16 protein-coding genes are annotated in these 17,203 nt (G+C 64.5%); 4 read left to right on the forward strand and 12 right to left on the reverse strand.

Going from position 1 to position 17,203, the window contains the following annotated elements; genetic code table 11:
• From DT068_RS04515 to DT068_RS04555, 9 genes are all read right to left on the reverse strand, one after another.
• Positions 1-1,008: an ABC transporter ATP-binding protein gene (locus tag DT068_RS04515; protein ID WP_119388585.1), complete on the reverse strand. Its 1,008-nt coding sequence runs from the start codon at positions 1,006-1,008 to the stop codon at positions 1-3.
• Positions 1,005-2,096, reverse strand: a complete 1,092-nt coding sequence (locus DT068_RS04520; RefSeq protein WP_119388813.1) for an ABC transporter ATP-binding protein — start codon at positions 2,094-2,096, stop codon at positions 1,005-1,007. The genes DT068_RS04515 and DT068_RS04520 overlap by 4 nt, the downstream gene beginning before the upstream one ends.
• A gap of 45 nt (positions 2,097-2,141) precedes the next feature.
• Entirely contained in the window at positions 2,142-3,080 is a 939-nt protein-coding gene (locus DT068_RS04525) for an acetamidase/formamidase family protein (protein WP_119388586.1), read from the reverse strand.
• 89 nt (positions 3,081-3,169) lie between these two features.
• Positions 3,170-4,786, reverse strand: a complete 1,617-nt coding sequence (locus tag DT068_RS04530; RefSeq protein ID WP_119388587.1) for an ABC transporter substrate-binding protein — start codon at positions 4,784-4,786, stop codon at positions 3,170-3,172.
• 48 nt (positions 4,787-4,834) lie between these two features.
• Positions 4,835-5,755 carry an ABC transporter permease gene (locus tag DT068_RS04535; protein ID WP_119388588.1) on the reverse strand — a complete coding sequence of 307 codons (921 nt, stop codon included), beginning with the start codon at positions 5,753-5,755 and terminating at the stop codon, positions 4,835-4,837.
• A complete protein-coding gene (locus tag DT068_RS04540) occupies positions 5,755-6,606 on the reverse strand; it encodes an ABC transporter permease (RefSeq protein WP_119388589.1) in 852 nt (283 codons plus the stop codon). The genes DT068_RS04535 and DT068_RS04540 overlap by 1 nt, the downstream gene beginning before the upstream one ends.
• An 81-nt stretch (positions 6,607-6,687) precedes the next feature.
• A complete protein-coding gene (gene pgi, locus DT068_RS04545) occupies positions 6,688-8,319 on the reverse strand; it encodes a glucose-6-phosphate isomerase (protein WP_119388590.1) in 1,632 nt (543 codons plus the stop codon).
• Positions 8,320-8,322: 3 nt separating this feature from the next.
• Entirely contained in the window at positions 8,323-9,261 is a 939-nt protein-coding gene (locus tag DT068_RS04550) for a carbohydrate kinase family protein (protein ID WP_119388591.1), read from the reverse strand.
• Positions 9,258-10,475, reverse strand: a complete 1,218-nt coding sequence (locus DT068_RS04555; protein ID WP_119388592.1) for an ROK family transcriptional regulator — start codon at positions 10,473-10,475, stop codon at positions 9,258-9,260. The genes DT068_RS04550 and DT068_RS04555 overlap by 4 nt, the downstream gene beginning before the upstream one ends.
• A 216-nt stretch (positions 10,476-10,691) precedes the next feature.
• On the opposite strand from DT068_RS04555, the gene DT068_RS04560 reads away from it, so the two are divergent.
• From DT068_RS04560 to DT068_RS04575, 4 genes are all read left to right on the forward strand, one after another.
• Positions 10,692-11,696: a sugar ABC transporter substrate-binding protein gene (locus DT068_RS04560; RefSeq protein WP_438816413.1), complete on the forward strand. Its 1,005-nt coding sequence runs from the start codon at positions 10,692-10,694 to the stop codon at positions 11,694-11,696.
• Positions 11,697-11,779: 83 nt separating this feature from the next.
• Positions 11,780-12,805, forward strand: coding sequence for an ABC transporter permease (locus DT068_RS04565; RefSeq protein ID WP_119388594.1), 1,026 nt, complete (start codon positions 11,780-11,782; stop codon positions 12,803-12,805).
• Entirely contained in the window at positions 12,781-13,578 is a 798-nt protein-coding gene (locus DT068_RS04570; protein WP_162913999.1) for an ATP-binding cassette domain-containing protein, read from the forward strand. Before DT068_RS04565 ends, DT068_RS04570 begins: the two co-directional genes overlap by 25 nt.
• Before the next feature lie 321 nt (positions 13,579-13,899).
• Positions 13,900-14,709, forward strand: coding sequence for an aldo/keto reductase (locus DT068_RS04575; protein ID WP_119388596.1), 810 nt, complete (start codon positions 13,900-13,902; stop codon positions 14,707-14,709).
• A 6-nt stretch (positions 14,710-14,715) separates the two neighbouring features.
• On the opposite strand, the gene DT068_RS04580 is transcribed toward DT068_RS04575, so the two are convergent.
• The 3 genes from DT068_RS04580 to DT068_RS04590 form a co-directional block, all read right to left on the reverse strand.
• Positions 14,716-15,111, reverse strand: a complete 396-nt coding sequence (locus DT068_RS04580) for a (R)-mandelonitrile lyase (protein ID WP_119388597.1) — start codon at positions 15,109-15,111, stop codon at positions 14,716-14,718.
• Between the two features lie 84 nt (positions 15,112-15,195).
• Positions 15,196-16,041 (reverse strand): sugar phosphate isomerase/epimerase family protein, encoded by an 846-nt coding sequence (locus DT068_RS04585; RefSeq protein ID WP_119388598.1) that lies wholly within the window; start codon positions 16,039-16,041, stop codon positions 15,196-15,198.
• Positions 16,034-17,203 (reverse strand): dihydrodipicolinate synthase family protein, encoded by a 1,170-nt coding sequence (locus DT068_RS04590; protein WP_119388599.1) that lies wholly within the window; start codon positions 17,201-17,203, stop codon positions 16,034-16,036. The genes DT068_RS04585 and DT068_RS04590 overlap by 8 nt, the downstream gene beginning before the upstream one ends.

Genomic DNA, 17,203 nt, shown 5'->3' on the forward strand with positions numbered 1-17,203 from the left:
CTAGATCATTTTCTCCGGAAGGGGAATTCCGGCTTCTCCATATAAGTGGCATTCGACCCGGCTGCTGCCAGAACCCTCGACCAGGGGCGGTGGCGCGCCGTGGCAGATATCGAGCACTTTCGGGCAGCGCGGATGGAATCGGCAGCCCGCCGGCACCGCTTCCGGCGACGGCGGATCGCCCTTGAGCACGATGCGGCTTCGGCCTTTGGCCCCCGGCGCGGCCGAAACCAGGGCTTCCGTGTAGGGATGACGCGGCTGGCGCAGCACCTGCGTGGCGCGGCCTTCCTCGACGATGCGCCCCAGATACATCACCGCCACCCGGTCGCTCACATGCTCGACGACCGAGAGATCATGCGAGATGAATATATAGGAGAGATTGAGCCGCGATTTGAGATCGACGAGCAAATTGAGGATCTGCGACTGGATCGAGACATCGAGCGCCGACACCGGCTCATCGAGGATGAGGAGCCTGGGCTCGAGCGCGATGGCGCGCGCAATGCCGATGCGCTGGCGCTGGCCGCCGGAGAATTCATGCGGGTAGCGGTCGAGCGCCGAGCGGTCGAGTCCCACCATCAGGAGCAGGTCCTCCACCTTGCGCCGCCGCTCGGCGGGTGCGCCCAGCCCATGAATGTCGAGCGGCTCGGCGATGATCCCGGCAATGGTCATGCGCGGATCGAGCGAGGCGAAAGGATCCTGGAAAACGATCTGCATGTCGCGCCGCCGCCGGCGCAGCGCCTTGGGCCTGAGCGCCAGCAGGTCGTCACCCTCGAGCCTGATGCGGCCTGCCGTCGGCTCGATGAGCCTGAGGAGGAGGCGCGCCAGGGTGGACTTGCCGCAGCCCGATTCACCGACAATGCCGAGCGTCTCGCCGCGCTGCAGCGTCAGGCTGACGCCATCGACGGCGCGGGCGATGCCCTTGCCGTCGCGCGCTGCATAGTGCTTCACCAGATCATCGGCGACGAGCAGCGGGCCGGTGGGCGTCGTAAATAAAGTGGGCGAGCTGATCATGGCACCGGATTCCAGCAGGCGACGCGATGCTCATCGCCTGGCGCGGGATGCGAAAAAGCGGATACCGGCTTTTCGCGCAAATTCCGCGCTAAATTATTGGAATCGATCGTGCTCGCAAGGTTGGGTCGATCCGACCCGACCTTGTCGTGATCCATGAGCGGCGGCACGTCGCGCCGGCAGCGCTCCAGCGCCCGCGCGCAGCGGTCGGCGAAGCTGCAGCCTTGGCCGCGCTTGCCCGGCGGCGGCACCGTGCCCGGGATGGTGGTGAGCGTCGCTCCACGCCGGGCATTGCGCGGCGATGCCGCGAGCAGCCCCGCCGTATAGGGATGGCGCGGCCTGGCAAAGAGCGTGGCCGCCGGCGCCGCCTCGGCGATGCGCCCGGCATACATGACGACGACATGGTCGCACATCTCCTCGACCACGCCCAGATCATGGGTGATCAGCAGGATGGCGATACCGCTGTCGCGCTGCAGCGCCTTCATCAATTCGAGGATCTGCGCCTGGATGGTGACGTCGAGCGCGGTCGTCGGCTCATCGGCAATGAGGAGCCTCGGGTTGCAGATCAGCGCCATGGCGATCATCACGCGCTGACGCAAGCCTCCCGACAATTCATGCGGATATTGCGCAAAGCGCTTCTCCGGCCGCCCGATGCCCACCTGCGTCAGCATCTCCAGCACCTTCGGCCGTGCCTGGCCGGCGCCGAGACCGCGATGGAGCAGCAGCGCCTCGCCGATCTGCGCGCCGATGGTCATGGTCGGGTTGAGGCTGGTCATCGGCTCCTGGAAGATCATGGCCAGCTCATTGCCCCTGATCTTGCGCATCCGGGCTTCGCCGGCCTGGGCGAGATCGGTCCCTTCAAAGACAATGCGCCCGGCCTCGATGCGCGCCGGCGGCGAGGGCAGCAGCCGCATGAGCGTCTGCGCCGTGACGCTCTTGCCGCAGCCCGATTCCCCGACGAGCCCCAGGGTCTCGCCGCTGGCGACCGCGAAGGAGATATCCTCCACCACCCGGATCGGGCCCTCCTCCGTCGCAAAGCCTATGCTCAGGCCCTCGACGGAAAGGAGCTGCTGCTTTTTATCTTGTCGCATTTTCTTGACGCGAACCGGCATCCACTTCGCTTGAAAATGCTCCCGTCATTCAAACACGACGCGCGGGAAATAGAGCGAGACGACCCAGTTCGGCATGTCGACGATCTCGCTGATGCGCAGATCGGCCGAGACCGAGCACAGCATATAGGCCTCGACGGCACTCATCTTGTGCTGCCTGGTGAGGAGATCGATCATGCCCATCACCGCCTGGCGCGCGGCCTCGAACAGGTCGGGACCGATGCCGGTCGTCACCTCATAGCCCTTGGCGTCGAGATGGCGCGTCACCGGACCCGGCGTGGTGAAGCGCGGGAAGGCGAGATTGGCATTCTTGATCAGCTCGAACTTGGCCGCGACCGAGCACGGGCTTTCGATCGCCGTGCCGCAGACTTCGCCGTCGCCCTGCGTCGCATGGGTGTCGCCGACGCTGAACAGGCCGCCCTTCACCTCGACCGGCAGATAGAGCTCGGTGCCGGCGCTGAGATCGCGGATGTCCATATTCCCGCCCATGCGCCGCGGCGGCACGATCGAATGCGTGCCGGGCTCGGCCGGGGCGAGGCCGATCGTGCCGCAGAAGGGTTTCAGCGGCACGCGCCCGCCGGGGCCATACATCGCGGGCTTGAGCGTCGCGGCATCATATTTCCAGATATGCAGCGCCGGGTCCTTGAACTGGTCGGCGAGCAGGCCGAAGCCCGGAATATTGGCGGTCCAGCCCCAGCCCGAGGGCGCGAAGGAGAGCAGCGTCACCTTGATCGCGTCACCGGGCTCCGCACCGTCGATATGGACAGGCCCCGCCACCGGATTGACCTTGCCGAAATCGAGATGGCCCAGATCGGCAAGCGTCGATTTCGCGGTGATCTGGCCGCCCGAGGAATCCTGCGGATGGAATTCGATCGTCTCGCCCGGCGCGATCCTGACGACCGGCTGGTTGGCGTTCGACCAGCCGAAATGGCTCTGATGCTGATGGATGGTGTGATTGTGCTTCATGCGTAGTGTGTCCTGACGCTTTTCCGCTCTCGCGGCTCATGGCCGCGAGAGCCACCTTCCCCGCAAGGGGAAGGGAACAGAATGCTGCGTTACTGCGCGTCCTTGGCGAAGATGTAGTCGTAGTTCACCGGAATATGGATCGGATCGGTGAACAATGACGGATCGCCGCCGAGCCGTGCCGAATGATAGGTGAAGCGCTTCTCGTTGAAGACCGGGGCCCAGGGGGCATCCTTGGTCACTTCGTCGAACACGCTCTTCCATTCGCCGATGCGCTTCTCGCTCTGGTCGGCCTTCACCATCGCATCGGCGTTCTCGGCGCGCGCATCGAGCTCCTTGTTGCAGTATTTGGCCCAGTTCCACCCGCCTTCGACAGCGCCGGCGCAGCCCAGGATGCCGTAATAGAAATTGGCGGGATCGGGGAAGTCGGCGATCCATGCCATGCCGCCCGACCAGATCATCGGCGCCTTGCCCGCGCCGCCGGCGGCGATGACTTCGGCTTGCGCCAGCGAGCGGATCTCCGCCTTGATGCCGACCGCCGCCAGATCCTGCTGGATCGCCTGGGCGATGCGCGGATTGGGATCGACATTCATGGCATAGAGCTCGGTGGTGATCTCGGGTTGCCCGGCTTCGGCAAGGAGTTTTCTGGCGCCGTCGGGATCGTAAGGATAGCCCTTGTTGTCCGTGTTGTAGCCGGGCATCGCCGGCGGCAGCGGCTGGTTGGCCGGCACGCCGCGGTTGTTGATGAGGCGGGTGATGCGCTCCTTGTTGATCGCCATATTGACGGCCTGGCGGATCTTCAGATTGTCGAAGGGCGGCATGGTGACATTCATGGTCACATAGCCGGTATGGAGCTGGTCGCCTTCGGCGATGAGATCCTTATTGGCGGGATCGGCCATGATCTCGGTGAACTGGGCGGGCGGAATGCCGTCGCCGACGATATCGATCTCGCCGTTCTTCAGCCTGAGTATGGCGACCGTCGGATCCTGGCCGAATTCGAAAGTGAGCTTGTCGAGATAGGGCACGCCCGAACGGTAATAGTCCTTGTGGCGCTCGAGCACGATGCGCTGGCCCGGCACCCATTCGACGAATTTGAAGCCGCCGGTGCCGACCGGCTTCTTGCCCCAGTCGGCGCCCGCTTTCTCGACTTCCTCCTTGGGCACCACATAGGCGAAGTTGATCGCCATCAGATGCAGGAAGGTGGCGTCGGGCCGGGTCAGGGTGAAGGAGATGGTCTTGTCGTCGATGATGCGGATGCCGGAAAGCTCGTTCGCCTTGCCGCCGGCCAGCGCGTCATAGCCTTCGATGGCGCTGAAATAGCCGCCGCCCGGGCTCTGCGTCGCCGGATTGACGGCGCGCTCGACCGAATATTTCACATCCGCCGGCGTCATCGCCCGGCCATTGTGGAATTTGATGCCGTCCCTCAGCTTGAAGGTATAGGTCAGGCCGTCATCGGAGACCGTGTAGCTCTCGGCCAGGTCGGGCTCGAGTTCGGTCGTGCCGGGCTTGTAGTCCATCAGCCCGTCGAAGATCGACTTGATGACCGACCAGTTCTGCCAGTCATAGCCCACTTGCGGGTCGAGCGTGGTGAGGTCGTTGTTGAAGGTGACGACGGCGGCGCCCCCTTGCTTGGGGCTTTGCGCCAGGACGTGCGGGGCGGCGGCGAGGAGGGCGAAGGCGGCGGCGGTCGAAATCAGGAAGGCTCGCATGTCGGTATCTCCCGGTTATTTTATTTATGAACTAATTCAGCCCGCATATCAGCGCAAGCGGATGCGCGGGTCAATGAGGGGGGCGACGAGGTCGGCCAGGAGGTTGCCGGCCACGATGAATAGGGCGGCGACCGTCGTCACCCCCATGATGACCGGTATGTCGAGCGACTGGATGGCCTGCCACATCAACTGGCCGATGCCCGGCCAGCCGAACACATTCTCCACCACCACCACACCCGACATGAAGATTCCGACATCGAGGCCGATCATGGCGACGACCGGCAATATCGCGTTGCGCAGCGCGTGGACGAGCATCACGCGCCTCTCGCTCATGCCCTTGGCGCGGGCGGTGCGGATATAGTCCTGGCGCAGGATCTCGATCATCGATGAGCGCATCATGCGCGAATACCAGCCGCCGCCGGCAAGGCCCAAAGTGACGGCGGGCAGGATGAGATGGCTCAAGCTGCCATAGCCGCTCAAGGGAAACCAGCCGAGCAGATAGGCGAAGAAATAGAGAAGGCTGAGGCCCAGCACGAATTGCGGCGTCGACACGGTGAGGAAGGACAGCGTCATCGCCACCTTGTCGCCGGTCTCACCGCGCCGCGACGCGGCATAGAGCCCGGCCGGTATACCGATCAGGAGCTCTGCGATGATGGCGCCGAGCATCAGGAGCAGCGTGGCCGGAAGCCGCGAGGCGATGAGCGGGCCCACTTCGCTCTTCCTGGCATAGGAAGTTCCGAAATCACCGCGCGCCAGTCTTTGCGCATAGGAGACATATTGCTCGACGAGCGGCTTGTCGAGGCCGAGCTGGATGCGGATCTGCTCGCGCATCTCCGGCGTCGAGTTGCGCCCGGCGATCATGGCGACGGGATCGGCCGGGATGAGGAAGGTGAGGCAGAAGGTGACGATGGTCACCCCCACCAGGATGAGGGCCGAGGCCGAGAGCCGCCTGGCGAGATAGAGCACCATCAGCGCCGTCCTCTCTGGGTGGGATCGAGCGCGTCGCGCAACCCGTCGCCCGCGAGATTGAAGGCGAGCGCCACGATGAGGATCGCCGCGCCCGGTACGAAGACGAGCCACGGCGCGTTGAGGAAATAGGACTGGCTCTCGAAGATCATCATGCCCCAGGCAGGCGTCGGCGGCTGCACGCCGCGGCCGAGGAATGACAGCATGGCCTCGAGCAGCACGGTCGTGGCGATGCCGAGCGTCGCATAGACGATGATGGTGGGCACCAGATGCGGGATGAGATGGCGGAACAATATGCGCGGGCCCGAAGCGCCGAGCGCCCGGGCCGCTTCGATATATTCGCGCTCGGCGAGCGATGTCGTCTCGGTATAGATGACGCGCGCGATCTGCACCCAGTTGACCAGCGCGATGACGACGATGACGATCATCAGCCCGGGCTTCAATATGGCCGCGAGCGCAATGGCGAGCAGCAGTGGCGGGAAGGCCATCATCAGATCGGTGAAGCGCATGATGGCGGCGCCAAGAAACCCGCGCGCATAGCCGGCGACGACGCCGACGAGCGTGCCGATGAGAACCGCGATGCCGTTGGCGACGAGGCCGATCAGAAGCGAGGTGCGGGCGCCATAGAGGAGCCGCGAGAGCTGATCGCGGCCATTGGTGTCGGTGCCGAACCAGAAGCGCTCATTGGGCGGCAAGGGCGAGCCTTCGAGAGTGAGGCCGTCGAAAAATTGCTCGCTCGGATCATAAGGGGCGATGACCGGCGCCAGCAGGGCGGCCAGCACCACGATCGCGATGACGGCAAGGCCGAACAGCGCGACCTTGTCTTTGCTGAATCTCTTCCAGAAGGAGAACATGCCGGCGGTGAGTGAGGGCCAAGAGGGTGAGAGCTGTCAAGAGGCACTCTCTCCCCTCTTCGAGGGGCGAGGGTGAAGCGCCTACCTCAAATTCCGCAAATGGGCGACCAGCCCTTGGGTCGAGGCGTCGCGCAGGCCCGCATCCTCCTTGCCCTCGACGATCGGCAGGAGGCCGGTCGCCAGCTCCTTGCCGAGCTCGACGCCCCACTGGTCGAAGGCATTGATGTTCCAGATCGCCGCCTCGACGAAGACACGGTGCTCATAGAGCGCGATGATCCGGCCGAGCGTATGGGGATCGAGCTTCTTGTAGGCGATGGTGATCGACGGACGGTTGCCGGTGAAGACGCGATGCGGCGCCAGCCTCGTCGCCTCCGCCTCGTCCTTGCCCTGGGCGAGGAGCTGCGCCTTGGCCTCGGCAAGCGTGCGCCCGCGCATCAGGGCTTCCGACTGCGCCAGGACATTGGCCATCAACAGATCGTGATGCAGGGCCATCGCCGGCTCATGCGATTGCGCCGCGATCAGGAATTCGACCGGTATCGTGCTGGTGCCCTGATGGATGAGCTGGAAGAAGGCATGCTGGCCGTTGGTGCCAGGCTCGCCCCACACCACCGGGCCGGTATTGGTCTCGGCCGGCCTTCCGTCATGCTCGACACCCTTGCCGTTCGATTCCATGTCGAGCTGCTGCAGATAGGCGGGCAGCCGCGACAGGCGCTGGTCATAGGGAATGACGGCGCGCGTCGCATAGCTGCAGATATTGCGATGCCAGACGCCGATGAGTCCGAGCGTGATCGGCAGGTTCTCCGCCAGGGGGGCCGAGCGGAAATGCTCGTCCATGGCATGGGCGCCGGCGAGGAACTGGGCGAAATTGTCGGGCCCGATGGCGATCATCAGCGGCAGGCCGATGGCCGACCATACCGAATAGCGCCCGCCCACCCAGTCCCAGAAGCCGAAGGTGCGCTCCTCGCCGATGCCGAAGGCCTTCACCTTGTCGAGCGCGGTCGAGATGGCGGCGAAATGCTTGGGCACCGCCATCTCGCCCAGATGCTTGACGATCCAGTCGCGCGCCGAATGCGCATTGGTCATCGTCTCGATGGTAGTGAAGGTCTTGGACGCGATGAGGAACAGGGTCTTCGCCGGGTCGAGGCCTGTCAGCGTATCGGCGAGATGCGCGCCATCGACATTGGAGACGAAATGCAGGCGCGGCCCGTCGCGATAGGGCGCCAGCGCCAGCGCCGTCATGGCGGGACCGAGATCGGAGCCGCCGATGCCGATATTCACCACATCCGAGATGCGCTTGCCGCCCGCCGTGGCGATGGCGCCGGAGCGCACGCCGGTCGAGAAATCGCGCATCGCGGTGAGGACGCGGTTGACGTCCGGCATCACATCTTTGCCCTCGACCGGGATCGGCCGGCTCGAGCGGTTGCGCAGCGCCACATGCAGGACGGCGCGCTTCTCGGTGGTGTTGATGAGCTCGCCCGCGAACATGCGGTCGCGCTTGCTCTCCACCTCGCTCGCTCGCGCGAGGTCATGCAGCAGCTTCATGGTCTCGGCATTGACCGCGCATTTCGACCAGTCGAGCAGCATGTCGCCGAGCGAGAGCGAGAAGCGCTTGAAACGCAGCGGATCATCGGCGAAGACCTGGCGCATGTCGCTCGGCGCCTTCTTCGCGTGGTGCTGGGTCAGGGCATCGAGAGCGCGCTTCGCAACGGTCATGCTTCATCCTTCGAGTTCATGCGACCATGGCGGATCGGCGCCCGGTCGCGATACGGTGACGGCGGCGGCCTTCACGGCGAACTTCAATGCCGCGATCACGCTCTCCCGGTCAAGTGCCGCAATGGCAGGCTTGCTGAGGCGTTTGGCGCGCGTGAGCCAGGTGAGAAGGCCCGCGGTGAAGGTGTCGCCGGCGCCGATCGTGTCGGCGACCTTCACGTGAGCACCAGGAACTTCACAGTCGAATGTCCTGGTGAAAGCCAGCGCGCCGTCCTTGCCGCGCGTCACGACAACGAGCTTGGCGCCTCGCGAAAGCCAGTCTTGTGCGAAAGATTCGGGGCTCGTGCCCGGTGCCATCCAGGCGAGATCCTCATCGCTCATCTTGATGATGTCGGACATGGAAACGATGCGTTCGACCCTTTGCCGGTGCCGCTCGCGGTCCTTGATCAGATTGGCGCGGATATTGGGATCGAAATGGATGACACGCTTGTGACATTCGCGCCGGCACAGTTCCTCATAGGCCGAGCCGCAGGGCTCGATCGCCAGGACGAAGGATCCGAGATGCAGCGCCACGATCTGATCGGGCAGGGAAGGCAGGTCGGCGGGCGCGAGCATGCGGCAGGCCGAGCCTTCATCGATGAAGGAATAGCGCGCATGGCCCTCCTCGAGCTTGACGAAGGCGCAGATCGTGTAGCGGTCCGTCACCGGCGACAGCGAGATGTCGACATGGCTCGCGGCCAGCGCCTTGCGCAATTCGTCGCCGAAGAAGTCGGTGGAGAGTCCGCCGAGGAAAGCGGAGGCGACGTCGAGGCGTCCGAGCGCCACTGCCGTGTTGAACAGCGAGCCGCCGACTTTGGGCTCGAAGGCGGGCGCGCCCTCCCGGGTGAGACGGGGAATGAAATCGGTCAGCGCCTCGCCGCAACAGAGAATGGTGCCGGGCTTCATGTCGTCTCCTTGAACAGCACGTCACGGTCGGCGGCGAAATTGGCGAGCAATGGCAGGCTGGCCGCGCCCATGGCCCGCGCGTCGCTGCCGATCGTGCCGCTGATGATCTCGAAAGGCGCCAATCCCCTGGTGTCGACCGAGCCCATCCTGGCACGAACCGTGCCTACGAGTCTCTCCCGCACCGCGGCGGGAAAGGCGCCGTCGATGATGACGGCGGGAAAGTCGATCACCGAGGCTGCGGCCGTGATCGCATAGCTCAGGCTTTGCGCGCTGCGTGCGATCCAGTCTTCAAGCGGGCGGCCGATATCGCCCCAATCGTCGGGCGATTGCCACAGGACGGAAGGATCGCGGCCGGCCTCGCTCAGCGAGCGCTCAAGCACATAGAGCGAGGCCGAGCGGATCAGCTGCTGCGTGCGGCCCGAGCCGTCGGGCACCGGCAGTGTGCCGACGGCGCCGGCATAACCGCTGCGCCCGGGAAACAGGCTGCCATTCAGGACGACGCCGCCGCCGATGAAGTAGCTCACGAAGAAATAGATGTAGTCGCGGTGCTGGGCGCCTGAGCCGAAGACAAGCTCGCCAGCGCATGCGGCGGTCGCGTCGTTGCAGAAATAGACCGGCCAGGGACACAGCGCTTCGATCTCCTTCTGCACGTCGACGCCGCGCCAGGCATCGAGGATGGCGCGGTCGGCACCCGTCTCTTCCTCCCAGTTCCACAATTCGAAGGGCACGGCGATGCCGAGGCCGGCAATCCGGTTGCGGCCCGTCGCGTCGAGCCCATTGCTCAGGCCGTCGAGGCCGCGCTTGACGAAGGAGGAGATCGTCCCTGGTGTCGGAAAGGCATAGGGCTGGTGGATCTTGGCGCGGATGTGCCCGGCGAGATCGAGCAGGATAAGATCGCCGCTGCGCCGGCCGATCTTGAGGCCGATGAAAAAGGCGCCCTCGGGATTGAGGGAGAAGGGGACCAGCGGCTGGCCGACCTTGCCGCGCTTCGGCGCTTCCTTGGTGAGGAGGCCATCGGCTTCGAGACGGCGCATGATCACCGAGGCGGTCTGCGCCGAAAGGCCGGTCAGGCGCGCAATCTCGGCTTTGGGCAGGCTGCCATGCCGGCGAATGAGCGAGAGCAGCAGCCTTGCGTGATAGGCGCGCAGCGCCGGCTGATGCGTGCCGCGCGCCAGATCGGCACGCCCGGCCGCGGTTGCTCCGCTTACATCCATTGTCACCTGAGCCCTCTCCCGAGAGCGCTTGTACGATGCCATGAGACTGAATTCCAGTCTGATAAATAAATCAGCATGATTTATTTATTGACTTAGGCCGGATTTCTGTGTCAACAGAAACCTGCCGGCTGGTCATTGACCAGCCCCATTGGAACGAAGCGGCTCGATAAGAGCCTGAAATTTGGGAGGTTTTTCGTGAAATCGACACTTAGATCCATGCTGCTTGGCGCAGGCCTTCTGGGGATCGCCTCGGCGGCCCCGGCCCTTGGCGGCGAGGTCGGCGCCTGCCTGATCACCAAGACGGACACCAACCCCTTCTTCGTCAAGATGAAGGAGGGTGCGACGGCCAAGGCGGCCGAGCTCGGCGTCACGCTCAAGGCCTATGCCGGCAAGATCGACGGCGACAATGAAAGCCAGGTGGCGGCGATGGAATCCTGCATCGCCGATGGCGCCAAGGGCATCCTGCTGGTTCCCTCCGATTCCAAGGCCATTGTCGATGCGGTCAAGAAGGCCCGCGACGCCGGCATCCTGGTGATCGCGCTCGACACGCCGCTCGATCCGATCGATGCCGCCGATTCGACCTTCGCCACCGACAATTTCAAGGCCGGCGAGCTGATCGGCGCCTGGGCCAAGGCCCAGCTCGGCGATGCATCTAAGGATGCCAAGATCGCCTATCTCGACCTCAATCCGAGCCAGCCGACCGTCGATGTCCTGCGCGACCAGGGCTTCATGACCGGCTTCGGCATCGATGTGAAGGATGCCAACAAGATCGGCGACGAGGATGACGCGCGCAATGTCTGCCACGACGTGACCAACGGCAATGAGGAAGGCGGACGTGCGGCGATGGAGAACTGCCTGACCAGGGAACCTGCCATCAACGTGGTCTACACGATCAACGAACCGGCCGCGGCCGGCGCCTTCGAGGCGCTCAAGGCGGCGGGCCGCGAGAAGGACGTGCTCGTCGTCTCGGTCGATGGTGGCTGCCCGGGTGTCAAGAACGTCGCCGCCGGCATCATCGGCGCCACCTCGCAGCAATATCCCTTGCTGATGGCCGCCATGGGCATCGAGGCGATCAAGAAATTCGCCGATACCGGCGAGAAGCCAAAGCTCACCGAAGGCAAGAACTTCTTCGACACCGGTGCCGCGCTGGTGACCGACAAGCCTGCCGCGGGCGTCGAGTCGATCGACACCAAGGCCGGCACGGAAAAGTGCTGGGGCTGATCGCCCCGGAAAAAGACCTGACGAGAATGTTCTGACAAGTGGGGAGCGGCCTTAGGGCTGCTCTCCCGCAATGGGAGGCCGCCATGACGGCAGCGCAGGAATTCGAAAAGGTTCTCGACAAGAGCGACGCGACGGTCGCCAGCTTTGACCAGCATCGCACGCCGCTCGAACGGGCCCAGCATTTCCTGCACGGCAATCCCGCCGCGGTTCCCCTCATCGTGCTGGTTCTGTCGGTTTCGGTCTTCGGCGCCATTCTCGGCGCCAAGTTCTTCTTCGCGTTGCCGCTCATCCTGCAGCAGGTGGCGATCTCCGCCATCATCGGCGCCGCCCAGACGCTGGTCATCCTCACCGCCGGCATCGACCTCTCGGTCGGCGCCATCATGGTCCTGTCCTCCGTCGTCATGGGCCAGTTCACCTTCCGCTATGGCCTTCCGGCGCCCGTCTCCATCCTGTGCGGCTTCGGCTGCGGCGCGCTGTGCGGCTGGCTCAATGGCGCGCTCATCGCCCGCATGAAGCTGCCGCCCTTCATCGTGACGCTCGGCACCTGGCAGATCATCCTCGCCGGCAACTTCCTCTATTCGGCCAATGAGACGATCCGCAGCCAGGACATCGCCGAACAGGCGCCGCTGCTTCAGCTGTTCCACGGCAATGCCATCATCGCCGCCATGTTCCTGCTCGTCTTCCTGCTCTGGCATGTGCTGAATCACACGGCCTGGGGGCGCCATGTCTATGCCATCGGCGATGATCCCGATGCGGCCGAGCTGTCGGGCGTGCGCGTGAAACGCGTGCTGGTTCAGGTCTATGTGCTGTCCGGGGTGATCTGCGCGCTGGCCGGCTGGGTTTTGATCGGCCGCCTCGGCTCGGTCTCGCCGACCTCGGGCCAGCTCGCCAATATCGAATCGATCACCGCCGTGGTGATCGGCGGCATCTCGCTCTTCGGCGGCCGCGGCTCGATCCTCGGCATGATCTTCGGCGCCCTCATTGTCGGCGTGTTCCAGCTCGGCCTGCGCATGATCGGCACCGATCCGCAATGGACCTATCTGCTGATCGGCGTGCTCATCATCGCCGCCGTCGCCATCGATCAATGGATCAGAAAGGTAGCCGCCTGATGCAACCCATTCTCACCGCCCGCGGGCTGGTCAAGCGCTATGGCCGCGTCACCGCGCTCGATCATGCCGATTTCGACCTTTATCCCGGCGAGATCCTCGCCGTGATCGGCGACAACGGCGCCGGCAAATCCTCGCTCATCAAGGCCATATGCGGCGCCATCACGCCCGATGAGGGCGAGATCACGCTCGAAGGCAGGGTCTTGAAATTCCGCACGCCCATGGAGGCGCGCATCGCCGGCATCGAAACCGTCTATCAGAACCTGGCGCTGTCGCCGGCGCTCTCGATCACCGACAACATGTTCCTCGGCCGCGAGATCCGCAAAGCCGGGCCGCTCGGCCGCTGGTTGCGCATGCTCGACCGCCCGGCCATGGCCAAGGTGGCACGCGACAAGTTGAGCGAGCTCGGGCTGATGACCATCCAGAATATCGGCCAGGCTGTCGAAACGCTGTCCGGCGGCCAGCGCCAGGGTGTGGCGGTGGCGCGCGCCGCCGCTTTCGGCTCCAAGGTGGTGATCATGGACGAGCCGACCGCCGCACTTGGCGTCAAGGAATCGCGCCGCGTGCTCGAGCTCATACTCGACGTCAAGCGCCGCGGTCTGCCGATCGTGCTGATTTCACACAATATGCCGCATGTGTTCGAGGTAGCGGATCGCGTTCACATCCACCGGCTCGGCCGGCGGCTTGCCGTCATCGATCCGAAGAAGTTTTCCATGTCCGACGCTGTTGCGATGATGACGGGCGCGATGAAGCCGCCGGAGGCAACTGCCCACTGAGTGTCGTCATCGGCGTCGAAGCCGGACCCTTCGCTCTGACCGAGGCCCGGAGGGGCGGCTGGCCAGGTCACGCTGGCCGAGGAAGCCCCCCGAAAGCGTCTGCCTGAAACCCGCCGGCGGCCTTGAAATCACCCCGGACCGGCGCCTCGTTTCCCTATGCCGGGAAGCGCCGGACCTTCCGCCGCCTCCATGCCGCGCTGCGCAATGTGTTCAACACATAGCCCGCCTGCCGTCCAACCCGCAAAATACGCTGGCTCAACGGAAATCGGTTGATTAAGCTTGAGTCCAATCCAGCGGGGGGTTGCGAATGGGAATGACGCCATGAAGACGGCCAATGGCATACCTCTTCTGGGATATGGCACTTACCCTTTGACGGGTGCGGAATGCCGCGATGGCGTCGCCATGGCGCTCGATCTCGGGCTTCGCCATATCGACACGGCCCAGCTCTATGACAATGAGAAGGACGTAGGCCAGGCGATCGCCAAATCCGGCGTGAAGCGGGGGGATATCTATCTCGTCACCAAGGTGGCGCGCGATAATCTCGGCCGCCGGCATTTCAGCCACTCCCTCGAGGACAGCCTCGCGAAGCTCGATGTCGATTATGTCGATCTCCTGCTCATCCACTGGCCGCCGGAAGACGAGGATTTCGATTCCGCCATCGATTCGCTGTGCGCCGCGCAGAGCTCCGGTCTCGCCCGCGCCATCGGCGTCAGCAATTTCACCATTCCGCTGATGAGACGGGCGGCCAAGCGCGCCTCCCTGCCGCTCATCAACAACCAGGTCGAATTCCATCCCCTGCTCGACCAGTCGCGCGTGCGCGAGGAAGCGGAGAAGCTCGGCATCGTGCTTTCGGCCTATAGTCCGCTGGGGCGGGGCGCGGTGCTGAAAGATCCCGCCGTGGTCGAGGTGTCGAAGCGCCTCGGCCGCCCGCCTTCCGAGATTGCCCTGCGCTGGATCGTCCAGCAGGGTGTCGTGGCCTTGCCGATGACGACCAAGACGGAAAACGCCAAGAGCAATATGCGCATCTTCGATTTCGAGCTGTCGCCGGCCGACATGGCGAAGCTCACCCAGGCCTCGAAGCAGAATCGCCGCCTGATCTCGCCCACCGGCTGGGCGCCCAAATGGGACTAGCCTTGGTCAACGCCGATATTGCTCGTCGCTGACTCTCTCCAGCCAGTCGACGGTCTTGTTGTCCTGCGCCTCCTGAATGGCGATATGCGTCATGGCGGTCGTTGGCGTCGCCCCATGCCAGTGCTTCTCGCCGGGCGGAAACCAGACGACATCGCCCGGCGTGATCTCCTCGACCGGACCGCCCCAGACCTGCGCCCAGCCGCGGCCCGATGTGACGATCAGCGTCTGGCCGAGCGGATGGGTGTGCCAGTTGGTGCGGGCTCCCGGTTCGAAGGTCACATGGGCGCCGCGCACGCGCGCCGGGCCGGGCGCCTCGATGAGCGGATCGACCCTGACCGTGCCGGTGAAATAATCCGCCGGGCCCTTGCCGGATGGCCGTGATCCGCTTCTCTTGATGTCCATGGTTCCTGTCCTTGCGTCGGGTTGCGATGGTTTCGCGATCATAGCGTCTTCCGGCGCCATGCTTAAGTGAGCCCGGGCACGGTGTCAGCAACAGCCCGCCAGGCGCTCGCGGCAGACCCTGAGTGTTTCATCGATCGGCCTCGTCCACCAGTCGGCGGCGGAGAAGATCTCCACTTCGACCAGCCCCTGATAGCCCGCGCCCTCGATCATGGCGCGGATCGCCGGGATGTCGATCACGCCATCGCCCATCATGCCGCGGTCGTTGAGCGCGTCCCTGGTCTTGAGAAGCCAGTCGCAGACATGAAAGCCCGTGATGCGGCCCCTGGCGCGCTGGATGGCGCGCGCCAGATAGGGATCCCACCAAATGTGATAGACATCGAGGCACACGCCCAGCGCATCACTTTTGCCGCCATCGAGCCGATCGCACAGATCGAGCGTCTCATCGATCGTGGAGAGGCAGGAGCGGTCCGCCGCATAGACCGGATGCAGGGGCTCGAGCGCGATCTTCACGCCATGCTCGATTCCATGGTCGAGCAATTCGGCCGTCGCCTCCGCGACTTGCGCGCGCGCGGCGATGATGTCCCTCGATCCCGCCGCGAGACCGCCCACCACCATGACGAAGCTTTTGGCCCCCAGCGTCGCCGCATCTTCGATCGCACGCTTGTTGGCCTCGATATTGCTCCGCAGCTCCGCTGTTGTCGCGGCCGGGATGAAGGTGCTGCGGCAATAGCCGGTCACTTCAAGCTTGGCATCGCGGATCCGGCGCGCGATGGCCGCGACATCATGGCCTTCGATCTCGCGCCGCCAGGGCGCGATGCCGCCGAAGCCATGCCGCGCGATGGCGTCGATGACCTGCGCTATGGGCGTGGTGAAGCCAAGCGTCGCCGTATTGATGGCGCAGAGCTCCGGGTGGCCTTTGAGATCACGCATTCTCGATGCCGTTGAGGGCGAGGAGCTGCCGCATGCGACGGACCGCGAGATCGGGATCACGGATGAGGCCCGCCTGGTCGGCCAGCCGCAGTATTTCAGTGAAATAAGCGATGGGCCGCATCGACTGGGCGCCGCCCGCCATGATGAAATGATCCTGGAAGCCGTTGAGCCAGGCCAGGAAGACGACGCCCGTTTTGTAGTATTGCGTCGGCGCCCGGAAGATCAGCCGCGACAGCGGCACGGTCGGCGCCAGGATTTTTTCGAAGGCGGCGCGATCGCCGGCGGCGAGCTTCTCGAGCGCCAATGAAGCGGCAGGCGCGATCGGGTCGAATATGCCGAGCAGCGCATGCGAAAAGCCCTGCGCGTCGCCAGCGATCAGCTCGGGATAGTTGAAATCATCGCCCGTATACATCCTGACCGCCTTGGGCAGGCGGCGGCGCATGACGATCTCCTTCTGGTCGTCGAGCAGCGAGATCTTGATGCCATCGACTTTCTTCTCATTGGCGGCGATGACATTGAGCGCCGTTTCGAGCGCCGGCGGGAAATCGGCAGCACCCCAATAACCTTTCAGCGCCGGATCGAACATGTCGCCCAGCCAATGCAGGATGACCGGATGGTCGGCTTCCTTGAGCACCCTCGAATAGACGGTCTCGTAGTCGCCCGGCGATCTGGCGATGCGGGCGAGCGCCCGGCTTGCCATCAGGATGATGCGCCCGCCGAGCTTCTGGATGGCATGGAGCTGAGTGAGATAGGCGGCGACGACATCATCAAGCGAGCGGGCGGCTTCAGGCGCCAGCTGCTCCGTGCCGCAGCCCGAATAGATCATCGCATCCTTGCGGCCCCTGGCGCTGCCGAGCGACTGGCGGATGAGCTCATGAGCGCCCGGCCAGTCAAGACCCATGCCGCGCTGTGCGGTGTCCATGGCCTCGGCAATGCCGAAGCCGAGATCGAGCAGGTGATGGCGGAAGGCCAGCGTCCTGTCCCAGTCGAGGATCGGCGAGGCGGAAGGATCGCCGTTCTTCAACGGGTCGACGACGATATGGGCGGCGGCGAAAGCGACGCGGTTGAAAGTTTTGGCGCCCTTGTTCACGGCGATGGGCGAGCCGCTGAGCCGGTAGGAGGCGAGTTTTCCCGAGGCGTCGGGAAGCTTGATCTCGGTCAT

It is taken from the genome of Taklimakanibacter lacteus, assembly GCA_003576695.1.
GTDB classification, from domain to species: domain Bacteria; phylum Pseudomonadota; class Alphaproteobacteria; order Rhizobiales; family Aestuariivirgaceae; genus Taklimakanibacter; species Taklimakanibacter lacteus.